Source organism: Streptomyces herbicida (genome assembly GCF_032656585.1).
Taxonomy (GTDB): domain Bacteria; phylum Actinomycetota; class Actinomycetes; order Streptomycetales; family Streptomycetaceae; genus Streptomyces; species Streptomyces herbicida.
Genome location: NZ_JAUYWJ010000010.1, coordinates 160454 through 183109 on the forward strand (window position 1 = coordinate 160454; position 22656 = coordinate 183109).

A 22656-nucleotide genomic window follows, 5' to 3' on the forward strand; every position below is an offset into this window, starting at 1 on the left:
GGTCAGTCCTGAACGGGGTCCACCTGCCATTCGGGGTGCCCCGGCATGGGCGGGGTGTGCGCCCCGTACAGCCACGGGGTCAGGAAAGAGGCCAGGTCATGGCCCGCGACCTCGGAGGCCAGGGCGATGAAGTCGCGGGTTCCGGCGGCCCGCCCCCGGAACCTCGTCACCCAGGACCGCTCGATCCGCTCGAAAGTCTGCTCCCCGACCTTCTCCCGGAGGGCGTAGAGCACCAGTGCCGAGCCGTCGTACCGCATGTTCCTGAACAGGGTCGGCCCGGTGGGTTCGGCGGGTGCTCCGTCGTCGTGCCGCCACTGGTCGTGCTGCTCGTACGCGGCCCGCATGGCGGATTCGAGGTCGGGGCCGCCGTGCGCCTCGGAGTAGAGGCGTTCGTAGTAACGGGCGTGACCCTCACTCAGCCACAGGTCGGACCACCGCCGGATGGCGACGCTGTCACCCGTCCAGTGGTGGGTCAGTTCGTGTACGAGGTCCCGCTCGGCGTCGACCCGGTCACCCAGCAGGTTGTCCCTGGGGACGACGGACAGCGACTGCGTCTCCAGCGCCACCGGCAGCTCGGTGTCGCCGACCAGCACGCCGTAGCGGCCGAACGGGTACGGCCCGAGCCGCTGTTCCAGCCAGGCGAGGTGCTCGGGGGTGAGGGAGCGGTATGCCGCGGTGTCGTCGACCATGCCGCCGGGGACCACGTCCCGGACGGGCAGTCCGCGCGGGCCGGTGCTGTCGACGAACGTGAACCTCCCGATCGCCATCTGGACCAGCTGCGCCGCGACCGGCTGCTCGGAGTCGTACGTCCACCGGATGTGTCCGTCGGGCCGCCGGACTCGTTCGACGAGCCGGCCGTTGGCCACCGCGCCGAGGCCGGGTGGCGTCGTGATGTGGAAGGTGACGCGCGCCCGCAGGCTCGGGTGGTCGTTCGCCGGGAAGATCATCTTGGCGCCGTCGGGCTGCGCGTAGGTCAGGGTGCCGTCGGGCGTGGGCATCCAGCCGTAGTTCTGGATCGCGTCGCCGCGATGCCGCTGCTGCGTCGGGTCGGCGGTGTAGGCGACGCGCACGGTGAACGCTCTACCCTTCGCGATGGGCCTCGCGGGGGTGACGACGAGTTCGTCGCCGTCGCGGACGAAGGCCGCCGGCGTGCCGTCCACGGTCACGGTGTGCAGCGTGTTGCCGGCGAAGTCGAGGTCGAAGCGGGACAGGGCCTGTGTGGCGGTGGCGCTGATGGTGGCACTCGCCTCGAAGGGCGTTTGCGGTGCCCTCCAGTCGAAGTCGAGTGTGTAGTGGCGGACCCCGTAACCGCCGTTGCCGTCGAGTGGCATGAGCGGATCGCCGATACCCCTGGCGCCGGGGGAGGGGACCGCTGCCGAGGAGGCGGCGGAAGGACCGCCGGCGGGAGTGCGGTGGCCCGTGTGGGGGAGGGTGCCGCCGAGGACGACCGCGCCGGCGACCCCCGCGGCACCGGTGAGGGCCAGAGCCAGGGCCGTGCGGCGACGTGTGAACGACGCCTTCACCCTCGGCTGCCGACGGTCGTGATCTCCATGGCCGCACTATGACAGCAGATGGTCGTATTGACTGTTCATGCCTTCATGTCCGGCGCTCCAATGGGCTATCACGGCCCGCTGTTCACTCGGACGGGTTGTACCCACGATGTGTTTCGTGCGGTTCCCGCGACGAGTTTCGTAACGCGGCCAATTCGTCGGTCATCCGATCGATCCCACGCGCCGTCGTACGCGCCATCGTCACACCATGACTGACACCCCCCACGACAACGCGACGGAACCCGAGCACACACCCGAGTCGGCCGGCGCCACGCGCAGGTCCGTCATCGCCACCCTCGGTGGCGCGACCCTCGGTGCGGCCGCCCTGGGTCTCACGGCCGCCCGGGCGACGGCGGCCACCGACCGGAGCACCGCGGCCCGGCCCGCTGCCGGGCTCGCCGCCGCCTGCGTCCTCACGCCCGAGCAGACCGAGGGGCCCTACTACCTGAACCTGGAGACGGTCCGCAAGAACATCACCGAGGGCAAGGCGGGCGTACCGCTCACCCTCCGGGTCACGGTGGTGGACATCGCGACCTGCTTCCCACTGCCGAACACGGCGGTCGACATCTGGCACTGCGACGCTCTCGGCGTCTACTCCGGTTACGTGGCCGGCGGCTCCACCCCGGACACCACCTTCCTGCGCGGCGTGCAGCTGACCGACGCCGGCGGTGTCGCGGAGTTCACCACCGTCTACCCCGGGTGGTACGTCGGCCGTGCCCTGCACATCCACGTCAAGACGCATGTCGGCGGAACCGTGTCCAACGGGACGTACCACGGAGGACACGTCTCCCACACGGGCCAGCTCTACTTCCCGGAGACGTACAACACCAAGGTCGCGGCCCTGACCCCCTACCGGAACAACAGCGCCACCCGCACGCTCAACGCGAGGGACGGCATCTACCGCAACGGCGGCTCCTCGACCCTGCTGACCATCACTCAGGTGGGCAGCGACCTCGGCAAGGGAGTGACCGGCACCGTCGTCCTGGGGATCGATCCCGCAGCCACTCCCTGACGGGCATTCATGAGCGGTGGCCGGCCCGGCATGACGGTCCCGGCCACCGTGGGTGCGCGGCGGGACACGCAAGCCCGAAACCTCGTGGGACCCAGTGGTTTCACCCCGGGAATCCGCGGCCAGGAAACGGGCATGAGCCGGAGTCGAACGTGTGAGTTATGCGGCGCGGCGCTGACCTCGGGACCGCACGGCGGTCGCCCGGCCCGCTACTGCTCCAACGCATGCAGACAACGGGCGCTCAGACAGCGTGCGGCACGGGGGGATTCCCGCCGTACGCAGCCCGCCGCGCCGGCCGGCGCCCCGGACGGCCCACCCGCCCCGAGCAGTGTCCTGCCGCAGGCGCTCGATTCCTTCGTGGGCCGAGAGCAGGAGCTGTCCCACCTGCGCGCCCTGCTGAGGACTTCGCGGCTGCTCACCCTGACCGGTGCCGGCGGGGTCGGCAAGACACGGCTGGCGCTGGAATTCGTGCGGCGTCTGCCCCGCCGCGGCTCACGGGTGGACCTGGTCGAGCTCGACTCCCTGCACGACGGCGCCCTGCTCGCGCAGTCCGTGGCCACCGCGCTGGCCGTGGGCGAACGGGCGGGGCACTCCGGTGCCGACGTCCTGGTCCGCTCGATCGGCGACTCGTCCCGGCTGCTCGTCCTGGACAACTGCGAGCATCTGGCGGAGCCCTGCGCCCGGCTGGCCGCCACCCTGCTGGGCCGCTGTCCCCGGCTACGGATCCTGGCCACCAGCCGGGAGGCCCTGCGGGTACCCGGAGAGACCGTGTTCCGGGTCGACGAGCTGTCCCTTCCACGGGTCGGCCCTACGGACGACGACCCGACGGCCCTCCTGCGGTCGGACGCCGTCCGGCTGTTCGTCGAACGGGCCGCGAGCCGCTCACCGGGATTCACGCTCCGGCGCGGCAACGGCGCGACCGTCGCCGAGATATGCCGCCGACTCGACGGACTGACGCTCGCCATCGAGCTCGCGGCGCGCCGCGTCGGCACCCTTCCGCTGAGCGACATCCTCGCGGGACTGGACGACCAGCTGTCCCAGCTGTCCCTGCTGACCGACGGAAACAGGACCGGGCCCCGGCGCCACAACGAGCTGGCCGCCGCGATCGACTGGAGCCACCGGCTGCTCGAACCGGCGGAACAGGCGGTCTTGCGGCGGCTGGGGGTTCTCGTCGGCGGATTCGACACGGCCGCGGCGGAGCAGGTCTGTTCCGGCGGCGGCCTCGCGCCGCGGCAGATCCTGCGGATTCTGTGCGCACTGGAGGCCAAGTCCCTGATCGTACGTCTGCCGGGAGACGCCCGGCCCGCACGGTTCAGGCAGCTCGCCGCCATCCGTGCCTACGCCGTGGAGCGTCTGCTCGCGTCGGGCGAACTGCGGGCCACGCGGCAACGGGCCCTCGTGTGGCTGACCGGGCTGGCCGAACGGGTCGGTGACGAGGTGTTCGCCGACCAGGCCGACGGTCCCCTCCTCGCCGAACGGGACAACCTCGCCGCGGCCCTGGCCGCGGCCGGCCCCGGCGGCGACGGTGCCTCGCACCCGCGGCTGGCACTGGAACTGGCCCGCGTGCACTACCAGCAGGAGCAGCCCTCGGCCGCCCGCACCCTGCTGGACGGCCTGCTGCGCGAGGTCGACAGGCTTGCGCTCGGCGGCGCGGTGCCCGCGCTCGCCGCGCGCGTGGCCTGCCAGCAGGCCGACCCGGTACGGGCACTGCGCCTGGGCGAGCAGGCGGTGGACCTGGAGCGCCTGCGCAACGACCCCGCCGGTCTTGCCAACGCCCTGGATGCGAGGGCGGCGGCACGGCTGTGCCGCGGTGAATTCGCCGAGGCGGTCGCGGACCTGCGTGAGTGCCTGGGCGTCGTCACCGCCCTCGGCAGACCGCACGACACCGCATGGTGCACCCATCACCTGGCCTGGGCGCTGCTCCAGGCGGGCGGGGAGGCCGAGGCCGATGCGCTCATGACACGCTGTCTGCCGGTGCTCAGGGCACACGCGCCCTGGAGCCGGGTCGCGGCCGCGCTGCACACCGCGGGCGCCGTACGGCTGTCCCTGGGTCGGCTGGAGAGTGCCGAGGCGCTGTTCGCCGAAGTGCTGCGGATCGTCCCGGAGGGAAGTTTCCACGCGCTCTACCCCGTTGAGGGTCTGGCCCTGGTGGCCGCCGAGAGCGGGGATCCACAGAGGGCGCTGCGCCTGTACGAAGCGAGCACGCAGGCACGCCGCCGGCTGGACACCGAGCCGGAGACGCCTTGGCGACGTCAGGTGGAGCAAACGGTGGACCGGGCGAAGGCACGGCTGTCGGCGGCGGCACGGGAGGCGGCCGTCAGTGGTGGCCGCGAGCTGCGCGGGGACCGGCTCGTCGGGTACGCCCTGCGGGAAAGGGGCGGCGCCCACCGTCCGGCGATGGACGCCACGGCTGTGGTGGAGGATCAGTCCCCGCTCACGGGACGGGAGTTCATGGTGGCCGAACTCGTCGCCGAAGGACTGACCAACCGGCAGATCGCGGAGCGGCTCGGTCTTTCGGCGCGCACTGTGGCCACCCATCTGGACAAGGTCCGCGACAAGCTGGGTCTGCGATCACGTACGCAGATCGCCCTGTGGACGGCCGCCCGGACCGGGGACGGGCGGCCTTCGTCCCCGATCCCGCCCTGACCACCGCGCTCCCGGAACCGTTTACAGGGTCCGGGCGACGAGGAGGGCCACGTCGTCGTGGTCGTCGGGGTGGCGCAGGCCGTACAGCAGGAGGTCGCAGGTCTCCTCGAGGGGCCGGTGCGGCTCGTCGAGGAAGCTCAGGAGGACGTTCAGCCGGTCGTCGATGGGGTGCTGCCGGGTCTCGACGAGGCCGTCGGTGTAGAGGACCAGCAGATCGCCGGAGCCAAGATCCACCGTCGTGGTCTCGAAGGCGATGCCGCCGACGCCGAGCGGCGCTCCGGTGGGCAGGTCCAGCAGTTCGGGGGCACGGCCGGGGCCGGCCAGCGCCGGCGGCATGTGTCCGGCGTTGGCGATGTGGCACTCCCTGGTGTGCGGGTCGTAGACGGCATAGAGGCAGGTGACGATGTAGTGCTCCAGATCGCAGGTGATCTTGTCCAGGTGCTGGAGCACCGCGTTCGGCGGCAGGTCGAGGTCCGCGTAGGCGCAGGTGGCGGTGCGCAGCCGGCCCATGGTGGCGGCCGCGTCGATGCCGTTGCCCATGACGTCCCCGACGACCAGCGCGGTCTTGCCTTCGGCCAGGGGGAGCACGTCGTACCAGTCGCCGCCGACTTCGCTGGTCGCCAGGGCCGGCTGATAGCGGGAGGCGAGTTCCAGGCCGGTGTGGTGCGGCGGATGGTCGGGCAGCAGACTGCGCTGGAGGGTGAGGGCGGTGTTGCGCACGCTCTGGAACCAACGGGCGTTGTCGATGGACATCGCGGCGCGGCTGGCGAGCTCACTGGCGAGTACGACATCGTCCTGGTCGAACGGGAGCGGGTTGACGGTGCGTTTGAGGTCGAGTGCGCCGAGGACCTCGCCGTGCGCGATCAGCGGCACCGCGAGATAGGAGTGGACGCCGGCCCGGGCCAGCAGCTCGCTGACATCGGGGGAGCGGGCGATGCGCCGTAGATCGTCGCTGCCCACATGGCGGACCAGGACCGGTCTGCCGGAGTGGACGCACAGGGTGACCAACCGGTCCCCGTCGTAGGCGGCCAGGTCGCCGGGACGGTCGGCGGCCTGGAGTGCCACGGTGGGGCGGGTCGCTTTCAGGGCCAGTGCCCGGAAGAGCTCGGGGCCGTTCTCGGGCTTGCTGCTGCGGCGGAAGGCCAGGGCGGAGTCCAGCACGTCCACGGCCACGATGTCGGCGAGCTCGGGAATCGCGATGTCGGCCAGTTCATGGGCGGTCTGCTCCACCTCCAGCGTGGTGCCGACCCGGGTGGAGGCGTCGGCGATGAGTGCCAGACGGCGACGGGCCCGGTCCGCCTCCGTGGCCGCGCGGTGCCGCTCCGTGACGTCCACGACCGAGGCGGCCGCGCCCAGGACGCGCCCGCTCGGATCCTCCAGCCGGTAGAAGGAGAGCGACCAGGCGTGATCGTGTTCGGGGTCGGCCGGGGGACGGCTCACGTGGTACTGGTCGAGCAGCGGGGTGCCGGTGGTGAGCACCTGGCGCAGGGCGGACTCGATGGTGTCGACGTCGGAAAAGGGCAGGGTGTCCCGCAGATGGCGGCCGATGTGGTCCTCGGCGGGTATGCCGTCGATCCGCTCCAGGGCCGGGTTGACCAGGAGATAGTGCAGGTCGGGGTCCAGCAGGGCCAGGCCGATCGGAGACTGGTTGATCAGCCGCTCGCACAGGGCCAGGTCGGTCTCGACACGCTGGAGCAGGGTGTGGTCGGCCGCGATGCCGAGGGCGTAGACGTCGCCGCGGTCGTCCAGCAGCCGCATGTTGCGGAACTCCATCAGGCGGGTGCTGCCGTCCTTGTGCCGGATGGGGAAGGCACCGGCCCAGGCCCGGCCGGTGGCCAGCACCTCCGCGAACAGACTCATCACCGCCTGGAGGTGCTCCGGGCGGATCAGCAGCCGCGCCGCTTCCATGCCCAGGGCCTCTTCCGCGGTGTAGCCGAAGAGCTCCTGGGCCTGCGGGGTCCAGAACACGATGCGTCCCTCGGTGTCCAGGACGATCGCGGCCACGCTCAGCACATCCAGCAGACCGGTCGGCCGGACCGTCTCGGGGCCCGGGACATCACCGTTGGGCTTGAAGGATTCGGCTGTCATCCCAGATCCTCCTCGACCGGTCGGCAGGACAGGCCGGTCTGCGCCGGCATTGCCGCACGTCTGGGTTCTGGCTCCAGGTACTTCCATGCTGCCTCGGGGTTCCGCGGCTTGCCCACCACGGGCGGGTCTGCATGGGCAGGTCAAACCGGTGGTGGTCGGCAGCCTCGGAGCCCATCGGTGAAGCGGTACGCGGCCAACTCGGCCCCGCAGCGGCCGTGGTCGAGGATCCCGGCGGTCCGACGCATCCCGTGATCGAACCGGTCGCCAAGATCCTTCATCCCGGGATTCGCCGCATGTGCCATCGGCAAGGGCCGGCCTCGTCGGGGTCCGTCCGGGCCGTCCGGCAGGGCCCCGCGGCCGCCCGCCGGACCGTGCGGATCGGGCGCGCAAGCAGGAACATAGTCCTGTAGAGGATGGGATCAATGGATTCTGCGCGAAACGGTTCCGAGACGCCCACGTCCGCAGGAGCGCGCGATCTTTTCGACGCGTCCACGGACGCGGCGGCCCTGATCGACGCAGACGGTGTCGTGATCGGCTGGACCCGGGGCGCCGAAGCACTCCTCGGCCACCTCGCCTCGGAGGTGGTCGGCGGCTCCGCCGCGCGCCTGCTGGCGACGCACGCGGACCCGGGACGTCTGGCGGCCGTCGTCGAGCGCTGCCGCTCCGGAATGGGGTGGAGCGGTCTCATTCCCGTACGGCGCCGCGACGGCGAAGCGATCGAAGTCGACCTCCGGGTGTCCGCGTCCTTCCGGATCGGCGGAACCGAGTGCTTCCTGCTCTCCGCCCGCGAGCAGCGGCGGCAGTGGACGGTCGGCCAGTCGGTCCTCGACGGCTTCCTGACCCGCTCGCCCATCGGTATGGCCGTGATGGACCTGCAGCTGCGCTACATGTGGCTGAACGACACTCTGGAACGTCTCGGCGGTGTGCCGCGCGAGCAGCGGCTGGGGCGCCGGCTGACCGAACTGCTGCCGGGAATCCAGGCGGAGACCATCGAAGGGCTGATGGGAGAGGTGCTCGCGACCGGCGAGCCGGTGACCGACTACGAGTACCTGGGATGGAGTTGGGCCGATCCGCGTCGCCAACACGCCTACTCCGCTTCCTTCTTCCCCCTGGTGGACGCGGACAACTCCGTCATCGGGGTCTGCTACATGGTCCACGACGTCACCGAGCGGTGGAACGTGCGCCGGCTCCTGTCGATGGTCAACGAGGCCGGAACCAGGATCGGCACGACGCTGGACGTGATGCGGACGGCCCAGGAGCTCGCCGACTTCGCGGTGCCCCGCTTCGCGGACTTCGTCATCGTCGATCTCCTGGAATCCGTTCTCAGCACCGAGGGTCACGGAACGTGGCTCACCGACGCGGGACCCGCACCCGCCAGGCCGGTGATGCGCAGAGCCGGGCTGAGCTCGGCACGCGAGGGCTGCCCGGAGGCCGTGGCGCGGGTCGGCGACAGAGTGGACTTCCTTCCCCCGCCGCACGGCGTGGACCTGCTCATCAACGGCGAACCCATCCTCATCCCGGTCCTCGACCCCGCCGACGCACTGTGGGTCACCGAACAGCCCGCCAGGACCGAGAGCATGCGCAAGTACGGGCTGCACTCCCTCATCTCCGTACCGATGCGGGCGCGGAACACCGCCCTGGGCCTCACCACGTTCGCCCGGTCGGTCAATCCGGTCTCGTTCCAGCCCGACGACGTCCTGCTGGCCCGCGAACTGGTGGCGCGTGCGGCGCTGTGCGTCGACAACGCCCGCCGCTTCACCCGGGAACACACGGCGGCGCTCACCCTCCAGCGCAGTCTGCTGCCCCAGGCCCTGACCGGCGGCACGGCACTGGAGGTGGCGTCCTCCTACCTGCCTGCGGACGCGACCGGCGGGGTCGGCGGCGACTGGTTCGACGTGATCCCGCTCTCCGGCGCCCGGGTGGGCCTCGTCGTCGGCGATGTGGTCGGCCATGGCATCAGCGCGGCGGCGGCCATGGGCCGGCTGCGCACCGCGGTGCAGACCCTGGCCGACATGGAGATGCCCCCCGACGAGCTGCTGGCCCATCTCGACGACCTCGTGCTCCGGCTGAGCGAGGAGGAGACGAGCGACGACGCGGCCGACCGCAGCAGCACCACCTTCCTCGGGGCGACCTGTCTGTATGCCGTCTACGACCCGGTCACCATGCGGTTGTCGATGGCCCGCGCGGGACATCCACCCCCGGTGGTCGTCACCCCCGACGGGCAGGTCGACTTCCCGGAGCCCCCCGCCGGGCCGCCGCTCGGGCTGGGCGGGCTCGGGTTCGAGGCCGGCGAGATCGAGCTCGCCGAGGACAGCCTCTTCGGCCTCTACACCAACGGTCTTATCGAGGGCGCCGACCACGACATGGAGTCCGGCATGTCCCGGCTCGCCGAGGCGCTGTCCCGGCAGGACGCCGACCTCGGCGCACTGTGCGCGTCCGCGGTGGAGCAACTGGTGGCCGCGCCGCAACCGGACGACATCGCCCTCCTCCTGGCGCGCACCCGTGCCCTGGGTCCTGACCATGTGGTCTCGTGGGAGGTGCCCGTGGACCCGGCCGCCGTCGGTGACCTCCGTGCACGGGCGACCGGGCAGGTGGAGGCCTGGGGCTTCGGGGACCTGGCCATGACCACCGAGCTCATCGTGAGCGAGCTGGTCACCAACGCGATCCGCCATGCCGCGCCGCCCATTCGGCTGCGGCTGCTGCGTGACACCCGCCTGACCCTCGAGGTCGCGGACGCCAGCAGCACCGCTCCCCGGCTCAGGCACGCCCGGAGCACGGACGAGGGCGGCCGCGGCCTGTTTCTGGTGGCGCAGCTCGCCCATCGCTGGGGTGCCCGGTACACGGCCGGGGGCAAGGTCATCTGGGCCGAACAGGAGATCTCGTAACGACCTCCGGCGGCTTTGCCGTCTCTTTGCAACGTGCCCCCGCGCTGCCTCGTCTCTCCGCTCGATCTGTCACGCAGCCTCCCGGCCACCGGGTGGACCGACGAAAGAGAGCGATTCGATGCGCCGAACTGTCCCCAAGGGCATGGCACTTGCGTGCACGGCGGTGCTGGCGAGCGCCGTGCCCGCGTTCGCCGACGGGGCGACCGCGACCCCCTCCGCCTCGCCGACCCGGGCGTCGAGTGCCGCCCCCACCGAGAGGCCCAGCGCCGAACCCTCCCGGGGGACGGGCGCCCGGCCCACCGCGGCGCCGGTCCCGAGCGAGGTCTCCGTCGTGCCTTCGGGCGCCCCCGACACCGGGGTACGGGCGGCGTCCTCCGGGTCCGGGACCGAGGGCGGCCTGATCGGCGGAGCCGCCGCAGCGGTGCTCCTCGCGGGCGGCGGCGCGGTCCTCGTCGTACGCCGCCGGCGGGCGACCGGAGCATGACCCCGCTCTCCAGGCGCGCCTTCGTCACCGCGGCGAGCGCCTCGCTGCTCGTGGGGTGCGCAGGTCCGGCGACCCACCGGGCCTCGACCGCACGCGCCGCGAGCACACCACCGACTCCCCCGGCCTCGGCGAAGGCGGTGCGGGCCCTCGGGCGGTCGGTCCCGGTCCGGCTGCGGATCCCGGCCATCGGGGTCGACACCCCGCTCATAAGGCTGGGGCTGGAGCCGGACGGCACGGTGCAGGTACCTCCCGTCACGGCGCACGACCGGGCGGGCTGGTACCGGCACTCGCCGACGCCGGGCCAGGTCGGCCCGTCGGTCATCCTCGGCCATGTGACGGTCGGCGCCTACGGGGACGGGGTCTTCCGGCACCTCGCGCGGCTGCACCGCGGCGACCGGATCGCGGCGCGCCTGGAGAACGGCACGGCGGCGGAGTTCACCGTCGGCGCCGTACGGACGGTACCCAAGGCGGACTTCCCGGCGGACGAGGTCTACGGGGACGTCGGCCGTCCTGAGCTGCGGGTCATCACGTGCGGCGGTCCCCACACCGGCGACGGCTATCTCGACAACGTGATCGTCTTCGCCGCGCTGAGCTCCACGAACCCCTGACCGCCCGCACGGATGCCGGGCCGGCGGAACGTACGCCGGCGGCCCGGCATCCTTCCCTGTGCAAGCAACACGACCATGGAGAGCGTTGAAACGGTCCCGCGACAGGGCAGCGTCCGAGCTGTTCGCCGCCCTCTATCCGCGCCTCGCCGGCTGGTGCCGCCGTCTCGTCGACGACGACGAGACGGCCCACGAGGTCGCCTCCGAGGCGTTCACCCGGCTCTGGGCCCGCTGGACGACCGTGGAGGAGCCCCGCGGCTTCCTCTACGTCACCGCCGCCAACCTGGTCCGGGACCACTGGCGCAAGCTGGAGCGCGAGCGCAGGGCCATGCACCGCGCCACCTCGGAGGCCGCCGTCCGCCCCCACGACGAACAGGCCGACCCCTCGGTACGGCTGCTCGTGCAGTCGCTCCCGGAACGACTGCGCGTCCCGATCCTGCTGCACTACTACGCTGACATGCCGATCCGGGAGGTGTCCGCGCTGACCGGGCGCAAGGAAGGAACCGTCAAGGCCGACCTCCACGCGGCCCGAGAACTGCTCCGCGCCCACTTGAGGAGAAGCCTTGACCACACGCTTTGACGAGGGCCCGGAGTTCGATCCCGACGACCCGCTCGCGGTGATCCTGGGGCCCCCGGCCGACTACCTCGGCGCACCCCCCGGCCGGTACGAGGCGATCCGCCGCGCCGCGAGCCGCCGCCGACGGACGCGCGCCGCGGCCGGCGTCGGCCTGTCCTGCGGCGTGGCCGCGCTCATCGCGCTTCAGCTCCATCTGGCCTCCCCCGGGGCGCCCGTGTCGCCCGCGGTGCCGCTGGCACCGCCCCCCGCGAGCGGCCGTACGGCGCCGCCCACCCCGTCGGCGTCACCCTCGGAGCCGGCGTCGCCCTCCGAGTCGTCGAGGCCGGAGTCGGCCGGACCTCACCCCAGCAGCACGCAGCGGCGCGACAACACCCGTGCCCCGAGCCGTTCCGCGTCGCCCACCCGTGGCCCGTCGGTGACACCGACCCAGGCGGGGGCCGAGCCGTCGCGCACGCGGCCCTCGGCCGTCGCCACCCCCGACGGCAGATCCTGACTCCGGACGACTCCGGGTGGCACGACCACTTTTGACATCTTGATGGCATGCTCTGGTCAAATCTGTCACGCTTCCGGCAGCCGCTGCCCCGACTCCAGGGGCCGCGGTGGAGCACTCCCCGAGTGATCAGTCCGACCCAAACGCGCAAACCCGAGGCAGTCCGCCGACGCACCCCAGCCGGGCGGGGCTGCCACCGAGCAGGCCGGAATCCCGGCCGCCGCAAAGGAGTTTCGTGTGAGATCGACCCCCCACAAGGCCGTCGCCGCGGGCGCGGCCGCACTCGCCGCACTGGCCGCCGTCTCACTCCCCGCCATCCCGGCGGCCGCCTCATCGCCCACAGCCACGCGTGCCGCCGCCTGCACCCCGGCCCAGGTCGTCACCAACGGCGGCTTCGAGAGCGGGACTTCGCCCTGGACCCAGTCCTCGTCCGGTGTGATCACCAGCCGCAGCGGTCAGACCGCCCACGGCGGCACCAGCTTCGCCTGGCTGAACGGCGTCGGCAGCACCCACACCGACACGCTCTCGCAGAGCGTCACGATCCCCTCCGGGTGCAGCACCGCCACCCTCACCTTCTGGCTGCACATCGACACCACCGAGACGACCTCGTCGATCGCCTACGACAAGCTCACGGCGAAGATCGGCTCCACCACGCTGGCGACGTACTCGAACCTCAACAAGAACACCGGCTATGTGCAGAAGTCGTTCGACGTGTCGGCGTTCGCGGGCCAGACCGTGAGCCTCACCTTCACCGGCACCGAGGACTCCAGCCTGCAGACGAGCTTCGTCCTCGACGACATCGCCCTCGACACCTCCGGCGGCACGACACCTCCGGCCGACTCCACCCGGACCCCGGCCGCACCCTCGTACACGGTCAGCCTGAGCAGCAACACCAGCGGCACGGTGTGGACCGGCCATGAGAGCGTGGCCTTCACCAACGCCTCCTCCACCGCGCTCAGCGAGGTGTACCTGAGGCTGTGGGACAACTACCACGGCACCTGCTCGGCCCCGCCGATCACCGTCAGCAATGTCACCGGCGGCACCGCGGGCGCCCTCTCCGTCGCCTGCACCGCTCTCAAGATCGACCTGTCGTCGCCGCTGGCGCAGGGCCAGAGCGCCACGATCGGCTTCGACCTGGGCATCACCGTCCCCAGCGGCGCCGACCGCTTCGGTTATGACGGGGCCTTCAGCTTCATCGGCAACGCCCTGCCCGTCCTCGCGGTCAAGGACGGGGCCGGCTGGCACCTCGACCCGTACACCAACAACGGCGAGTCGTTCTACTCGCTGGCAGCCGACTTCAAGGTGACCCTCGACCACGCCAGCAGCCTGCTCGTGCCGGCGACCGGCACATCGGTCGACACCCCCGGCTCCAGCGGCCGTACGGTCACCACCGCCACGGCCACCAAGGTGCGGGACTTCGCCTGGGCCGCCGGGCCCTTCAGCAAGATCTCCGGCACCTCGACGGCCGGAGTCCCGGTGAACATCTACTCCGTCTCGGGCATCAGCTCCTCCAGCGCCCAGTCGATGCTCACCACCGCCAAGTCCGCCGTGGACGCCCACGCTTCACGATTCGGCGCCTACCCGTACGGGGAACTGGACGCGGTGATCGACAACAACTTCTGGTTCGGCGGCATGGAATACCCGGGTTTCGTGCTCGACCTGGTCAGCACCACGGCACTCACCCACGAGATCGGTCACCAGTGGTGGTACGGCATCGTCGGTGACGACGAGTACAACAGCCCCTGGCTCGACGAGGCGTTCACCGACTACGCCACCGACCTGGCACTGGGCAAGACCGGCACCAACTGCTGGAACAGTGTCTCGTGGGCCTCGTCCGCCGAGAAGATCACCAACTCGATGGCCTACTGGGACGCCCACTCGTCCCGGTACTCCACCGTGGTCTACAGCTACGGCAAGTGCGCGCTGCACGACCTGCGACGCGTCCTCGGCGACACTGCCATGACCAAGTTCCTGAAGGACTACGCCACTTCGCACTGGTACGGCGTCTCGACCACCGCCGAGTTCAAGGCGGCCGCCCAGGCCGCCACGAGCACGGACCTGACCTCGTTCTGGACCCAGCACCGCATCGAGGGCTGACCCGGAGCGATCGGCCGCGGCCGGCGCCCCATGGCGTCGCCCGCGGCCGACTCGCGCCGTGACCTCAGTAGCGGTGGCCCGGCCAGTGCGGGTCCGTCCAGCGGGCGGGTCCGGTGAGCCCGAGGAGCCGTATGCGGTGCAGGAGTTCCTCGGACCCGTCGCGGCCGCGGAGCCGGGCCGGAGCATGGCGGACCAGCCAGGCGGTCAGCTCGGCGCGCATGTCCTCCTCGTTCTCCCAGGCGGACCACGGAAGTTGGTCACCGAGCAGGTCGTACTCCCAGTGCGCCGCCGCTTCGGCAAGGTGACGGTCGGCGACGGGACCGGTCGACGCCTCCCACAGGCGCAGCCAAGGGGTCAGCGCCCCCGAGGCCTCGGCGCACAGCACGAGGACCTCGTACCCGGGTACGGCCGGCTCCGGGGCGACCAGGGTGTACGTCCACCATGCCACGAGGAACTCCCGCACCGCCGCGCCCTGTCGGGCCGGCCACTGCTGCCAGTGACCGAGGGCGAACGAACGTCCCGCCGTCTCCATGCCGAAGCGGGGCTCGGTACTTCCGTCGACGAGGCCCGAGGCGAACTGGGGCAGGATCCGGCGCAGCACGGACGCGTGGTCGCTCCAGTCGATGGCCTCCCAGGTGCGATCGAGGAGGTCGGGGTCCAGCGGCACGTCCGGCACCTTGAGCTGTGCGAGCTCCTCCGCGCTGCCCCAGTGGCACTCGCAGTTGTGCTCGTCGGGATGGGCCGTCATGCCCCGGAAGGTGGTCGCCGGGCCGGCCAGTGCGGCATCTAGGCGCAACCGCGCCGGGGTCCGGTCGTAGTTCGTCAAGGACCCGGGCTTTCGAGGACTCCGGGGCCTGCGCTCCCGAAGATCGCGAACTTACCCCAAGTCGGTTGCCGGGGCGAACTCTTTGCCCTCGTCCGGCAGGAGGCACGCGGTGAGCGCGGCGGTGTCGTCCTGCAGACCGTGCTCACTGTGGGCGAGCAGGTCGTGATGGAGCCTTTCCAGAAGCTCCCGGGGAGGCAGCGGACCCCAGGCGCGGACGCGCTCGACGAGGGGATAGAAGGAGCCGTCCGGGGCGCGGGTCTCCGTGACTCCGTCCGTGTACAGCAGCAACTGGTCGCCGGGGCGGAAGGCGTAGGTGTCGACGTGGTACGGCTCCCCGACGAGCACGCCGAGGTTCAGGGGCGGAGAGGGCCGCCCCAGGTCCAGTTCGCGTACCTCGTCGGGACGGATGAGCAGCGGTGGCGGATGGCCGCAGTTGACGACGCGGACGGTCTGCTCGTCGGTGCGGACCTCCGCGAAGACGGCGGTGACGAACCGTTCGCCCACATCGCTGCCGGGGAGCTGCTCGGCCCCGCGCGACATGCTGGTCTCCACCCGGCCCACCAGGGCGGGGAGGTCCGGTTCGTCGTGCGCGGCCTCCCGGAACGCACCGAGCAGGGTGGCGGCGGTCTCCACCGCGAGCAGGCCCTTGCCGCGGACGTCGCCGATGAGCAGTCGCACGCCGTGCACGGTGGGAACGGCCTCGTAGAGGTCACCGCCGATCCGCGCCTCCGCGGAGGCGGACAGATAGAAGCTCTCCAGTACCAGGTCACCGATCCGGTGCGGGACCGGTCTGAGCAGGACGCGTTGCGCCATCTCGGCCACGAAGCGCACATCGGCGAGGGTCCGCTCCCGTCGAATCCGGTGGGCGGCCAGGATCGTTCCCAGGGTGCCCACCAGGGCGGTACAGATGTAGGCCGCCACATAGTGCCGGTCCCACAGGTATCCGACGTCACGGCCCGCGCAGCACGGAGTCCCGGCCAGGATCCCTTCGAAGGCGATGGCGAACACCGTGGTGAGGGCGACAACGGCGGGTCCGTGGGCGAAGGCGGCCACCAGAGGCAGGGCGACCAGCACAAAACTGACCGGCCACTCCACGGGCGTGACGGGCTCCAGCAGCAGGACGGCCACGACGTAGAGGACCGGAAGCCGGCGCATCCACGCGGGCTCGGGCTTCGGTGCCCGGGGGCCGGCCTCCGTCCGGGACGCACGACGGTCCGACTGACGCAGCCTGCACACACGGGACTCCTGGACACGGTCTCAACAGAAAGGCCAGCCTCCTGTGCCGGGCCACGGCGCACCGGAGATTGCTCCACTCAACGGCATGTCCGGACTGCATGCGTGGACCGCCATCCGGGTGATCTGCGAGGACTGCCGACCCAGCCGGAAACCAGGGAACACGGGCCTGTCGCGCGCTGCCGTCCCGTCTTGCGATCGATCAGGAGTGGCACCCGCACGGTGATCGACTGAAACTGAAATCCACGGTCCGTGATCAGTAACGGGCGCAATGCCTTGTTGGAAACGTCCTCCGGGAGGTCGGATGGTCGAGCAGTCCTCCGGGGTCCATATATCCGGACCGGCCGCGTCAGTCGTCGACAGACTTGCTGAAGTACTGGCTGACGTCACGTGCGTGGAGCGAGTTCCGGTCGATGGAAACTTCTTCGACGACCTCGGTGCCAACTCGTTGGTGATGGCGCAATTCTGCGCGAGGGTCAGGAAAATTCCCGACCTGCCGTCCGCGTCCATGAAGGACATCTATCGGAACCCGACGATTCAAAGTCTCGCCGCGGCTCTGGAGGAGACGGTTACCGCTCCTGACGCCTCGTCGCTCCCTTCGAAGCCTTCGGCGCAGCCGGCCGCCCCGACGCCGGTGACGTTGGCGAGCCGGCTGACCTATGTCCTGTGTGGAACTGCCCAGTTGTTGTTCTTCCTGGCGTACTCGCTGGTCTTCGGACTTGTCACCGCCCGCGGCTACGATTGGATCGCGACCGGTTCGGGCCTGGTCGACATCTATCTGCGATCGCTGGTCTTCGGCGGCCTCGGGTTTCTGGTGATGTGCGGGTTCCCGATCGCCGCCAAATGGATTCTCATCGGCCGCTGGAAACACCGTGAGTTCCCCGTCTGGGGCCTGACCTATCTGCGTTTCTGGCTCGTCAAGGTACTGCTCCACGGCAATCCGATGGTCTTCCTCGTCGGGAATCCGCTGTATGTGCTGTACCTCCGGGCGCTCGGCGCACGCGTCGGCAAGGGAGTCACGATCCTCTCCCGCACCGTCCCGGTCTGCACCGACCTGCTCACCATCGGGGCCGGCACGGTGATCCGCAAGGACTCGTTCTTCCTCGGCTACCGGGCCCACGCGGGTCGTATCCAGACCGGCAGTGTCACCCTCGGCCGGGGCGTGTTCATCGGCGAGAAGACGGTCCTCGACATCGACACGTCGATGGGCGACGGAGCGCAGCTCGGTCATTCCTCCGCCCTGCACCGCGGTCAGAGGGTCCCGGACGGCGAGCGCTGGCACGGATCCCCGGCGGAGCCCACCGAGGTCGACCATGTCAGGGTCGCTCCCGCGAGGTGCGGCACCCCGCGCCGGGTCTGGTTCGGCCTGGTCACCCTGTTCCAGCTGTTCTTCCTCTACATACCGCTGGCCGTCGGCGGTCTGTACATGCTGTTCACCCTGGTTCCGGCGCTCGGCTCACGACTGGGACCGGACTCGGCCCGACTCTCGACGGGATCACTGCTCAGCGACGCGCTGGCGCTGTCCTTCGCGGTGTTCTTCGGCTTCGTCGTCCTCGGCCTCGTCACCCTGTTCACCGTTCCTCGGCTGGTGGCCCTGGCCATCAAGCCCGACAAGGTCTATCCCCTGTACGGATTTCACTACGCGCTGCACCTGGCGACGGTGCGCATGACGAACATCAGGTTCTTCGCCTGGCTCTTCGGCGACAGCTCCTTCATCGTGTACTACCTCCGCGGACTCGGGTACGACCTGTCCAAGGTCGAGCAGACGGGCTCGAACTTCGGCACCGAGGTGCAGCACGAGACCCCGTTCCTGGCTTCCGTCGGCAGCGGAACGATGGTGGCCGACGGGCTCTCCATCGCCAATGCGGAATTCTCCAGCACGTCCTTCCGGGTGTCCCGGGCATCGATCGGTCCGCACAACTTCCTCGGCAACAACATCGTCTACCCGGCGGGCGGCAGAACGGGCGACAACTGCCTCCTCGCGACGAAGGTGTTGATTCCTCTCGACGGTGAGATCCGCGAGGGCGTGGGTCTTCTCGGCTCGCCCTGCTTCGAGATACCCCGGTCGGTGGAGCGGGATTCACGGTTCGACGACCTCAGGACCGGGGACACACTGCGCCACCGTCTCGCCGCGAAGAACCGCTACAACCTTCGCTCGATGGCCTTCATGCTGTTCGTGCGCTGGCTTTACACCTTCGCGCTCACGCTGTTCGCCCTGCAGTCCGCCGAGGCGTACGGCTGGCTCGGACACCTGGTGATCGCCATGTATCTGGCCTGCACACTCGCCTTCACAGCGCTCTACTACGTGCTGCTGGAGCGCTGCATCACCTCGTTCCGCGCGCTGCGCCCCAAGCTGTGCTCCATCTACGACCCGTACTTCTGGTGGCACGAGCGCCTGTGGAAGGTTCCGGACCGGCACCTGAACATCTTCAACGGGACCCCCTTCAAGACCCTGTTCTGGCGGATGATCGGTGCCCGCGTCGGCAGCAGGGTGTTCGACGACGGCTGCTACATGACGGAGCGGACGCTCAGCACCATCGGAGACGGGTGCACCCTGAACGCCGGCAGCAAGATCCAGTGCCACTCGCAGGAGGACGGCACCTTCAAGTCGGACACCACGACGCTCGGTGCCGGCTGCACGCTCGGCGTCGGCTCCCATGTGCACTACGGCGTGACGTTGGGCGACGGTGCCGTGCTGGCGGCCGACTCCTTCCTCATGAAGGGCGAGGAAGTCCCGCCGAACGCACGGTGGGGTGGCAACCCCGCCGTGGACATGCCCGACGCCTCCGAACAGTCCTGTGGCATCGGCCCGGCAGCGGCCCTGTCCGCGCCCAACGGCGCCACGAAGACGATGAGTTGAGGAAGGCCATTCGATGGGAGCGCGCGTGGAAGCCGACCGGGAGTTCTGGAGCGGTGTGCTGACCGCCGGTGGTTTTACCGCCGTACCGCGGTGGGTCCGGCTGTCGATGGCCGGAGTGGCCGAGTACGAGGCCGCAGTCCCGCAGGACGTGGCGCGGGCGGTACGCGGGCTTGCCCGGGAGTCGGGGGTCCCGCTGAGCGCGGTGCTGCTGGCGGCCCATGCCAGGGTGCTGGCCGCGCTGTCCGGTGAGCGCGAAGTGGTGACCGGCTATGCCGCCGGGGCCCGGGGCGGCCCGCTGCCCTGTCGGCTGACCGTGGCACCGGGGACATGGCGCGCGCTGGTGAAGCGTGCTCATCACGTCGAGGCCGAGCTGCTGGCGTTCCGTGACTTCCCGGTGACCGAGCTGCGCCGGGAGTTGGGGGTGACCGGACCGTCGTACGAGATCGTGTTCGATCCCGCGGGGGCCGAGAGCGGACTGGTCGACGAGGCCGCACTGGGAGTCGCCTGGTGTGACGAGGGCGGGCGGCTGTTCGTGCGGCTGCGGTACCGCACCCAGACGCTGGACTCCGAGTGCGCGGCCCGGATCGGGGGTTATCACCTGGCCGCGCTGCGGTTGATGACGGATGACATCGATGCCGATCACTCGCGGCAGAGCCTCCTGTCGGACGACGAGGTGCATGAGCAGCTCGACGGGCTGGCCGGTCCCCGTCGCAGACTCCCGGAGGGACGGGCACACGAGCTGTTCGAGCAGCGTGTGCGCGAGCATCCGCAGGCGGTGGCGGCGGCCCAGGGCGAGCGTGAATGGACCTACACGGAGCTCAATGCGCGCGCCAATCGGCTGGCGCGGGCGCTGCTGCGGCGGGGGCTGGGCCGGGAAGACGTCGTCGCGGTGGTCACCGAACGCAATCTCGACTGGCTGGCCGCGGTGCTGGCGGTGTTCAAAGCCGGAGGCGTGTACCTGCCGATCGAGCCGCACTTCCCGGCCGGCCGGATCACGGCGACCCTCTCGCGCGCCGAATGCCGGCTGGTGCTGACCGAGCCCGGCAGCACCGACACCCTCGACCAGGCCCTCGCCGGCCTGCCGGGAGTCGAGAAGCTGCTCATCGAGGAGGCCTGTGCGGAACAGCATGCCGACAGCAACCTCGGGCTGGAGATCTCCGCCGATCAACTGGCCTACATCTACTTCACCTCCGGCTCCACCGGCGAGCCGAAGGGAGCGATGTGCGAACACGCGGGCATGCTCAACCATCTCTACGCCAAGATCGACGACCTGGACATCGCCCAGGGGCACGTGGTGGCGCAGACGGCACCGCAGTGCTTCGACATCTCCCTGTGGCAGCTGATCTCCGCACTGCTGGTCGGCGGGCGGACACTGCTGGTCGGGCAGGACGCGATCGTGGACGTCGAGCGGTTCCTCGACACGATCGTCCGCGGCCGGGCCCGTGCGGTGCAGGTCGTCCCCTCCTACCTGGAAGTGGTGGTGTCGTATCTCGAGCGGCATCCCCGGGAACTGCCGGACCTGCGATGTGTGTCGGTGACCGGTGAGGCGCTCAAACGGGAGCTCGTCCAGCGCTGGTTCGCGATCCAGCCGGGCATCAAGCTGGTCAACGCCTATGGGTTGACCGAGACTTCGGACGACACCAACCACGAGATCATGACAGAGGTGCCCGAACGCGTGCTGCTGGGGCGGGCGGTCAACAACGTGCACGTCCACGTCGTCGACGAGCATCTGTCGCTCGTGCCGCTGGGCGCGCCGGGACTGATCGCGTTCTCCGGTGTCTGCGTGGGGCGCGGGTATGTCAACGACCCCGAGCGGACCCGCGAGGCGTACCGGGAGAACCCGTACTTCCCGGGGGAGCGGCTCTACCTGGGCGGTGACTGGGGGCGCTGGCACCCCGGCGGCAAGCTGGAGTTCCTCGGCCGGCGCGACAACCAGGTCAAGATCCGCGGCTTCCGGATCGAGATCGGGGAGATCGAGAACACCCTCCTGCGGGTGAAGGGGGTACGGGACGGCGCCGTGGTCGTCGCCGAGCGGGCCGACCAGAGCAAGCACCTCGTCGCCTTCTACACCGGCCGCCGTCAGGAGACCGAGGTACTGCGCGAGGCGCTGGGTGCGGCACTGCCCGCCTACATGGTCCCCTCGGCCTTCCACTGGCAGTCCGGCCTGCCGCTGACCCCCAACGGCAAGACCGACAAGAAGGCTCTGACCGCGCTCGCCGAACAGACACAGCCGACCGGCGAGAGCGAGGCCGCCGGGCCGCCCGACCGCTCCGCCCTCACCCCGACCGAGCGGAAGCTGGCGGCCGCCTGGGCGGAACTGCTGGGGGTCCCCGAGGAACGGATCGGCAGGACCGACCACTTCTTCGACTCCGGAGGCACCTCACTGTCGGCGGTGAAACTCACCATCGCCCTGGACCGCGCGGTGTCCCTCAAGGACATCACCCGGCACCCGGTACTCGCCGACCTGGCCGCGCTCCTCGACGGCTCCGGCCGGAAGCGCCCGGAACTGCTCCAGCCGCTGTCGGACGCGGGCGGAGTACCGGAGTGCGCCCTGGTCTGCTTCCCCTACGCGGGCGGCAACGCGGTCAACTACCAGCCGATGGCCACCGCTCTGGCGGGCAGCGGGACCGCGCTCTACGCGGTGGAGCTGCCCGGTCATGACCTGGCCGCCCACAAAGAGCCATTCGCCGCGCTCACCCAAGTGGCGGAGCAGGTCGTCACCGAGATCACCAGGCTCGGCCCGGCCAGGGTCTTCTTGTGGGGCCACTCCTCGGGCGCAGCCCTTGCCGTGGAGACGGCGAGGAGACTGCAGGATCGAGGGACCGACGTCTCCCGGGTGTTCCTCGGCGCGCAACTGCTCGGCACCGCCGCCGACCGCCGCGCCGCCGTGGACGAGCTGACCGGCCGCAGCGACGCGGAGATCGCCGCCCACCTGACGGCCGACGGCGGCTACACCGAGCTCGGGGAACTGAACGCCCAGCACGCCCGGCACATCGGTGCCGCCTACCGTCACGACTGCGTGTCCGCACACCGCTACTTCGCCGACGCCCTGGAACGCCCGCCGGCCGTGAAGCTGGCCGCGCCGGTCACCGTGGTCATCGCCGCTGACGACCCGAACACGCCCGGCCCCCGCGACCGGCACCGCGACTGGCGGCTGCTGGCCGAGCACGTGGACCTGCACGAGCTCGCCGACGGCGGCCACTACTTCCTGCGCACCCGTCCGGCCGAAGCCGCACAGATCGTCCTGGGCGCAGCCGAATCGCTCACCTCCTCCTGATCCTCCAGCCCCAGACGGGCAACCGAAGG

At 70.6% G+C, this 22656-nt stretch carries 14 protein-coding genes; 10 read left to right on the plus strand and 4 right to left on the minus strand.

All coding sequences use genetic code 11. The features are described from left to right. Positions 1-2: 2 nt before the first annotated feature. Complete coding sequence (locus Q8A52_RS21975) at positions 3-1523, minus strand: M1 family metallopeptidase (protein ID WP_316754399.1); 1521 nt, start codon at positions 1521-1523, stop codon at positions 3-5. Positions 1524-1758: 235 nt separating this feature from the next. On the opposite strand from Q8A52_RS21975, the gene Q8A52_RS21980 reads away from it, so the two are divergent. Beyond that, positions 1759-2562, plus strand: coding sequence for an intradiol ring-cleavage dioxygenase (locus tag Q8A52_RS21980; protein WP_316754400.1), 804 nt, complete (start codon positions 1759-1761; stop codon positions 2560-2562). 354 nt (positions 2563-2916) lie between these two features. Next, the gene (locus Q8A52_RS21985; RefSeq protein WP_316754401.1) at positions 2917-5205 is read left to right on the plus strand and encodes an ATP-binding protein; all 2289 of its coding nucleotides are present in this window, start codon (positions 2917-2919) and stop codon (positions 5203-5205) included. A gap of 21 nt (positions 5206-5226) precedes the next feature. Here Q8A52_RS21985 and Q8A52_RS21990 read toward each other — a convergent pair whose 3' ends face one another. Beyond that, positions 5227-7293, minus strand: a complete 2067-nt coding sequence (locus Q8A52_RS21990) for a SpoIIE family protein phosphatase (RefSeq protein ID WP_316754402.1) — start codon at positions 7291-7293, stop codon at positions 5227-5229. A gap of 413 nt (positions 7294-7706) precedes the next feature. Here Q8A52_RS21990 and Q8A52_RS21995 point away from each other — a divergent pair, with 413 nt between their 5' ends. From Q8A52_RS21995 to Q8A52_RS22020, 6 genes are all read left to right on the plus strand, one after another. Beyond that, positions 7707-10178: a SpoIIE family protein phosphatase gene (locus Q8A52_RS21995; RefSeq protein WP_408649231.1), complete on the plus strand. Its 2472-nt coding sequence runs from the start codon at positions 7707-7709 to the stop codon at positions 10176-10178. Positions 10179-10296: 118 nt separating this feature from the next. Beyond that, positions 10297-10662, plus strand: a complete 366-nt coding sequence (locus tag Q8A52_RS22000) for a sortase-dependent protein (RefSeq protein WP_316754404.1) — start codon at positions 10297-10299, stop codon at positions 10660-10662. Further along, on the plus strand, positions 10659-11270 hold the full coding sequence (locus Q8A52_RS22005) for a class F sortase (protein ID WP_316754405.1): 612 nt from the start codon (positions 10659-10661) through the stop codon (positions 11268-11270). The genes Q8A52_RS22000 and Q8A52_RS22005 overlap by 4 nt, the downstream gene beginning before the upstream one ends. 85 nt (positions 11271-11355) lie before the next feature. Next, positions 11356-11847: an RNA polymerase sigma factor gene (locus tag Q8A52_RS22010; protein ID WP_316754406.1), complete on the plus strand. Its 492-nt coding sequence runs from the start codon at positions 11356-11358 to the stop codon at positions 11845-11847. Continuing rightward, the gene (locus Q8A52_RS22015; protein WP_316754407.1) at positions 11831-12337 is read left to right on the plus strand and encodes a hypothetical protein; all 507 of its coding nucleotides are present in this window, start codon (positions 11831-11833) and stop codon (positions 12335-12337) included. The genes Q8A52_RS22010 and Q8A52_RS22015 overlap by 17 nt, the downstream gene beginning before the upstream one ends. A 234-nt stretch (positions 12338-12571) precedes the next feature. Then, complete coding sequence (locus Q8A52_RS22020; protein ID WP_316754408.1) at positions 12572-14431, plus strand: M1 family aminopeptidase; 1860 nt, start codon at positions 12572-12574, stop codon at positions 14429-14431. 64 nt (positions 14432-14495) lie between these two features. On the opposite strand, the gene Q8A52_RS22025 is transcribed toward Q8A52_RS22020, so the two are convergent. Together Q8A52_RS22025 and Q8A52_RS22030 are read right to left on the minus strand one after the other, a co-directional pair. Further along, positions 14496-15179 (minus strand): hypothetical protein, encoded by a 684-nt coding sequence (locus Q8A52_RS22025; protein WP_316754409.1) that lies wholly within the window; start codon positions 15177-15179, stop codon positions 14496-14498. 129 nt (positions 15180-15308) lie between these two features. Further along, the gene (locus tag Q8A52_RS22030) at positions 15309-16412 is read right to left on the minus strand and encodes a PP2C family protein-serine/threonine phosphatase (protein ID WP_316754410.1); all 1104 of its coding nucleotides are present in this window, start codon (positions 16410-16412) and stop codon (positions 15309-15311) included. Between the two features lie 382 nt (positions 16413-16794). Here Q8A52_RS22030 and Q8A52_RS22035 point away from each other — a divergent pair, with 382 nt between their 5' ends. Together Q8A52_RS22035 and Q8A52_RS22040 are read left to right on the plus strand one after the other, a co-directional pair. Further along, a complete protein-coding gene (locus tag Q8A52_RS22035; protein WP_316754411.1) occupies positions 16795-19350 on the plus strand; it encodes a Pls/PosA family non-ribosomal peptide synthetase in 2556 nt (851 codons plus the stop codon). Between the two features lie 13 nt (positions 19351-19363). Next, positions 19364-22627, plus strand: a complete 3264-nt coding sequence (locus tag Q8A52_RS22040) for a non-ribosomal peptide synthetase (RefSeq protein ID WP_316754412.1) — start codon at positions 19364-19366, stop codon at positions 22625-22627. The last annotated feature ends 29 nt before the right edge of the window (positions 22628-22656 follow it).

Coding starts and splice junctions, on each gene's coding strand:
- Q8A52_RS21980 (WP_316754400.1), top strand. CDS start 1,759: ATGACTGACACCCCCCACGACAACGCGACGGAACCCGAGCACACACCC.
- Q8A52_RS21990 (WP_316754402.1), bottom strand. CDS start 7,293: ATGACAGCCGAATCCTTCAAGCCCAACGGTGATGTCCCGGGCCCCGAG.
- Q8A52_RS21995 (WP_408649231.1), top strand. CDS start 7,707: ATGGGATCAATGGATTCTGCGCGAAACGGTTCCGAGACGCCCACGTCC.
- Q8A52_RS22000 (WP_316754404.1), top strand. CDS start 10,297: ATGCGCCGAACTGTCCCCAAGGGCATGGCACTTGCGTGCACGGCGGTG.
- Q8A52_RS22005 (WP_316754405.1), top strand. CDS start 10,659: ATGACCCCGCTCTCCAGGCGCGCCTTCGTCACCGCGGCGAGCGCCTCG.
- Q8A52_RS22025 (WP_316754409.1), bottom strand. CDS start 15,179: ATGACGGCCCATCCCGACGAGCACAACTGCGAGTGCCACTGGGGCAGC.
- Q8A52_RS22030 (WP_316754410.1), bottom strand. CDS start 16,412: ATGCGCCGGCTTCCGGTCCTCTACGTCGTGGCCGTCCTGCTGCTGGAG.
- Q8A52_RS22035 (WP_316754411.1), top strand. CDS start 16,795: ATGGTCGAGCAGTCCTCCGGGGTCCATATATCCGGACCGGCCGCGTCA.
- Q8A52_RS22040 (WP_316754412.1), top strand. CDS start 19,364: ATGGGAGCGCGCGTGGAAGCCGACCGGGAGTTCTGGAGCGGTGTGCTG.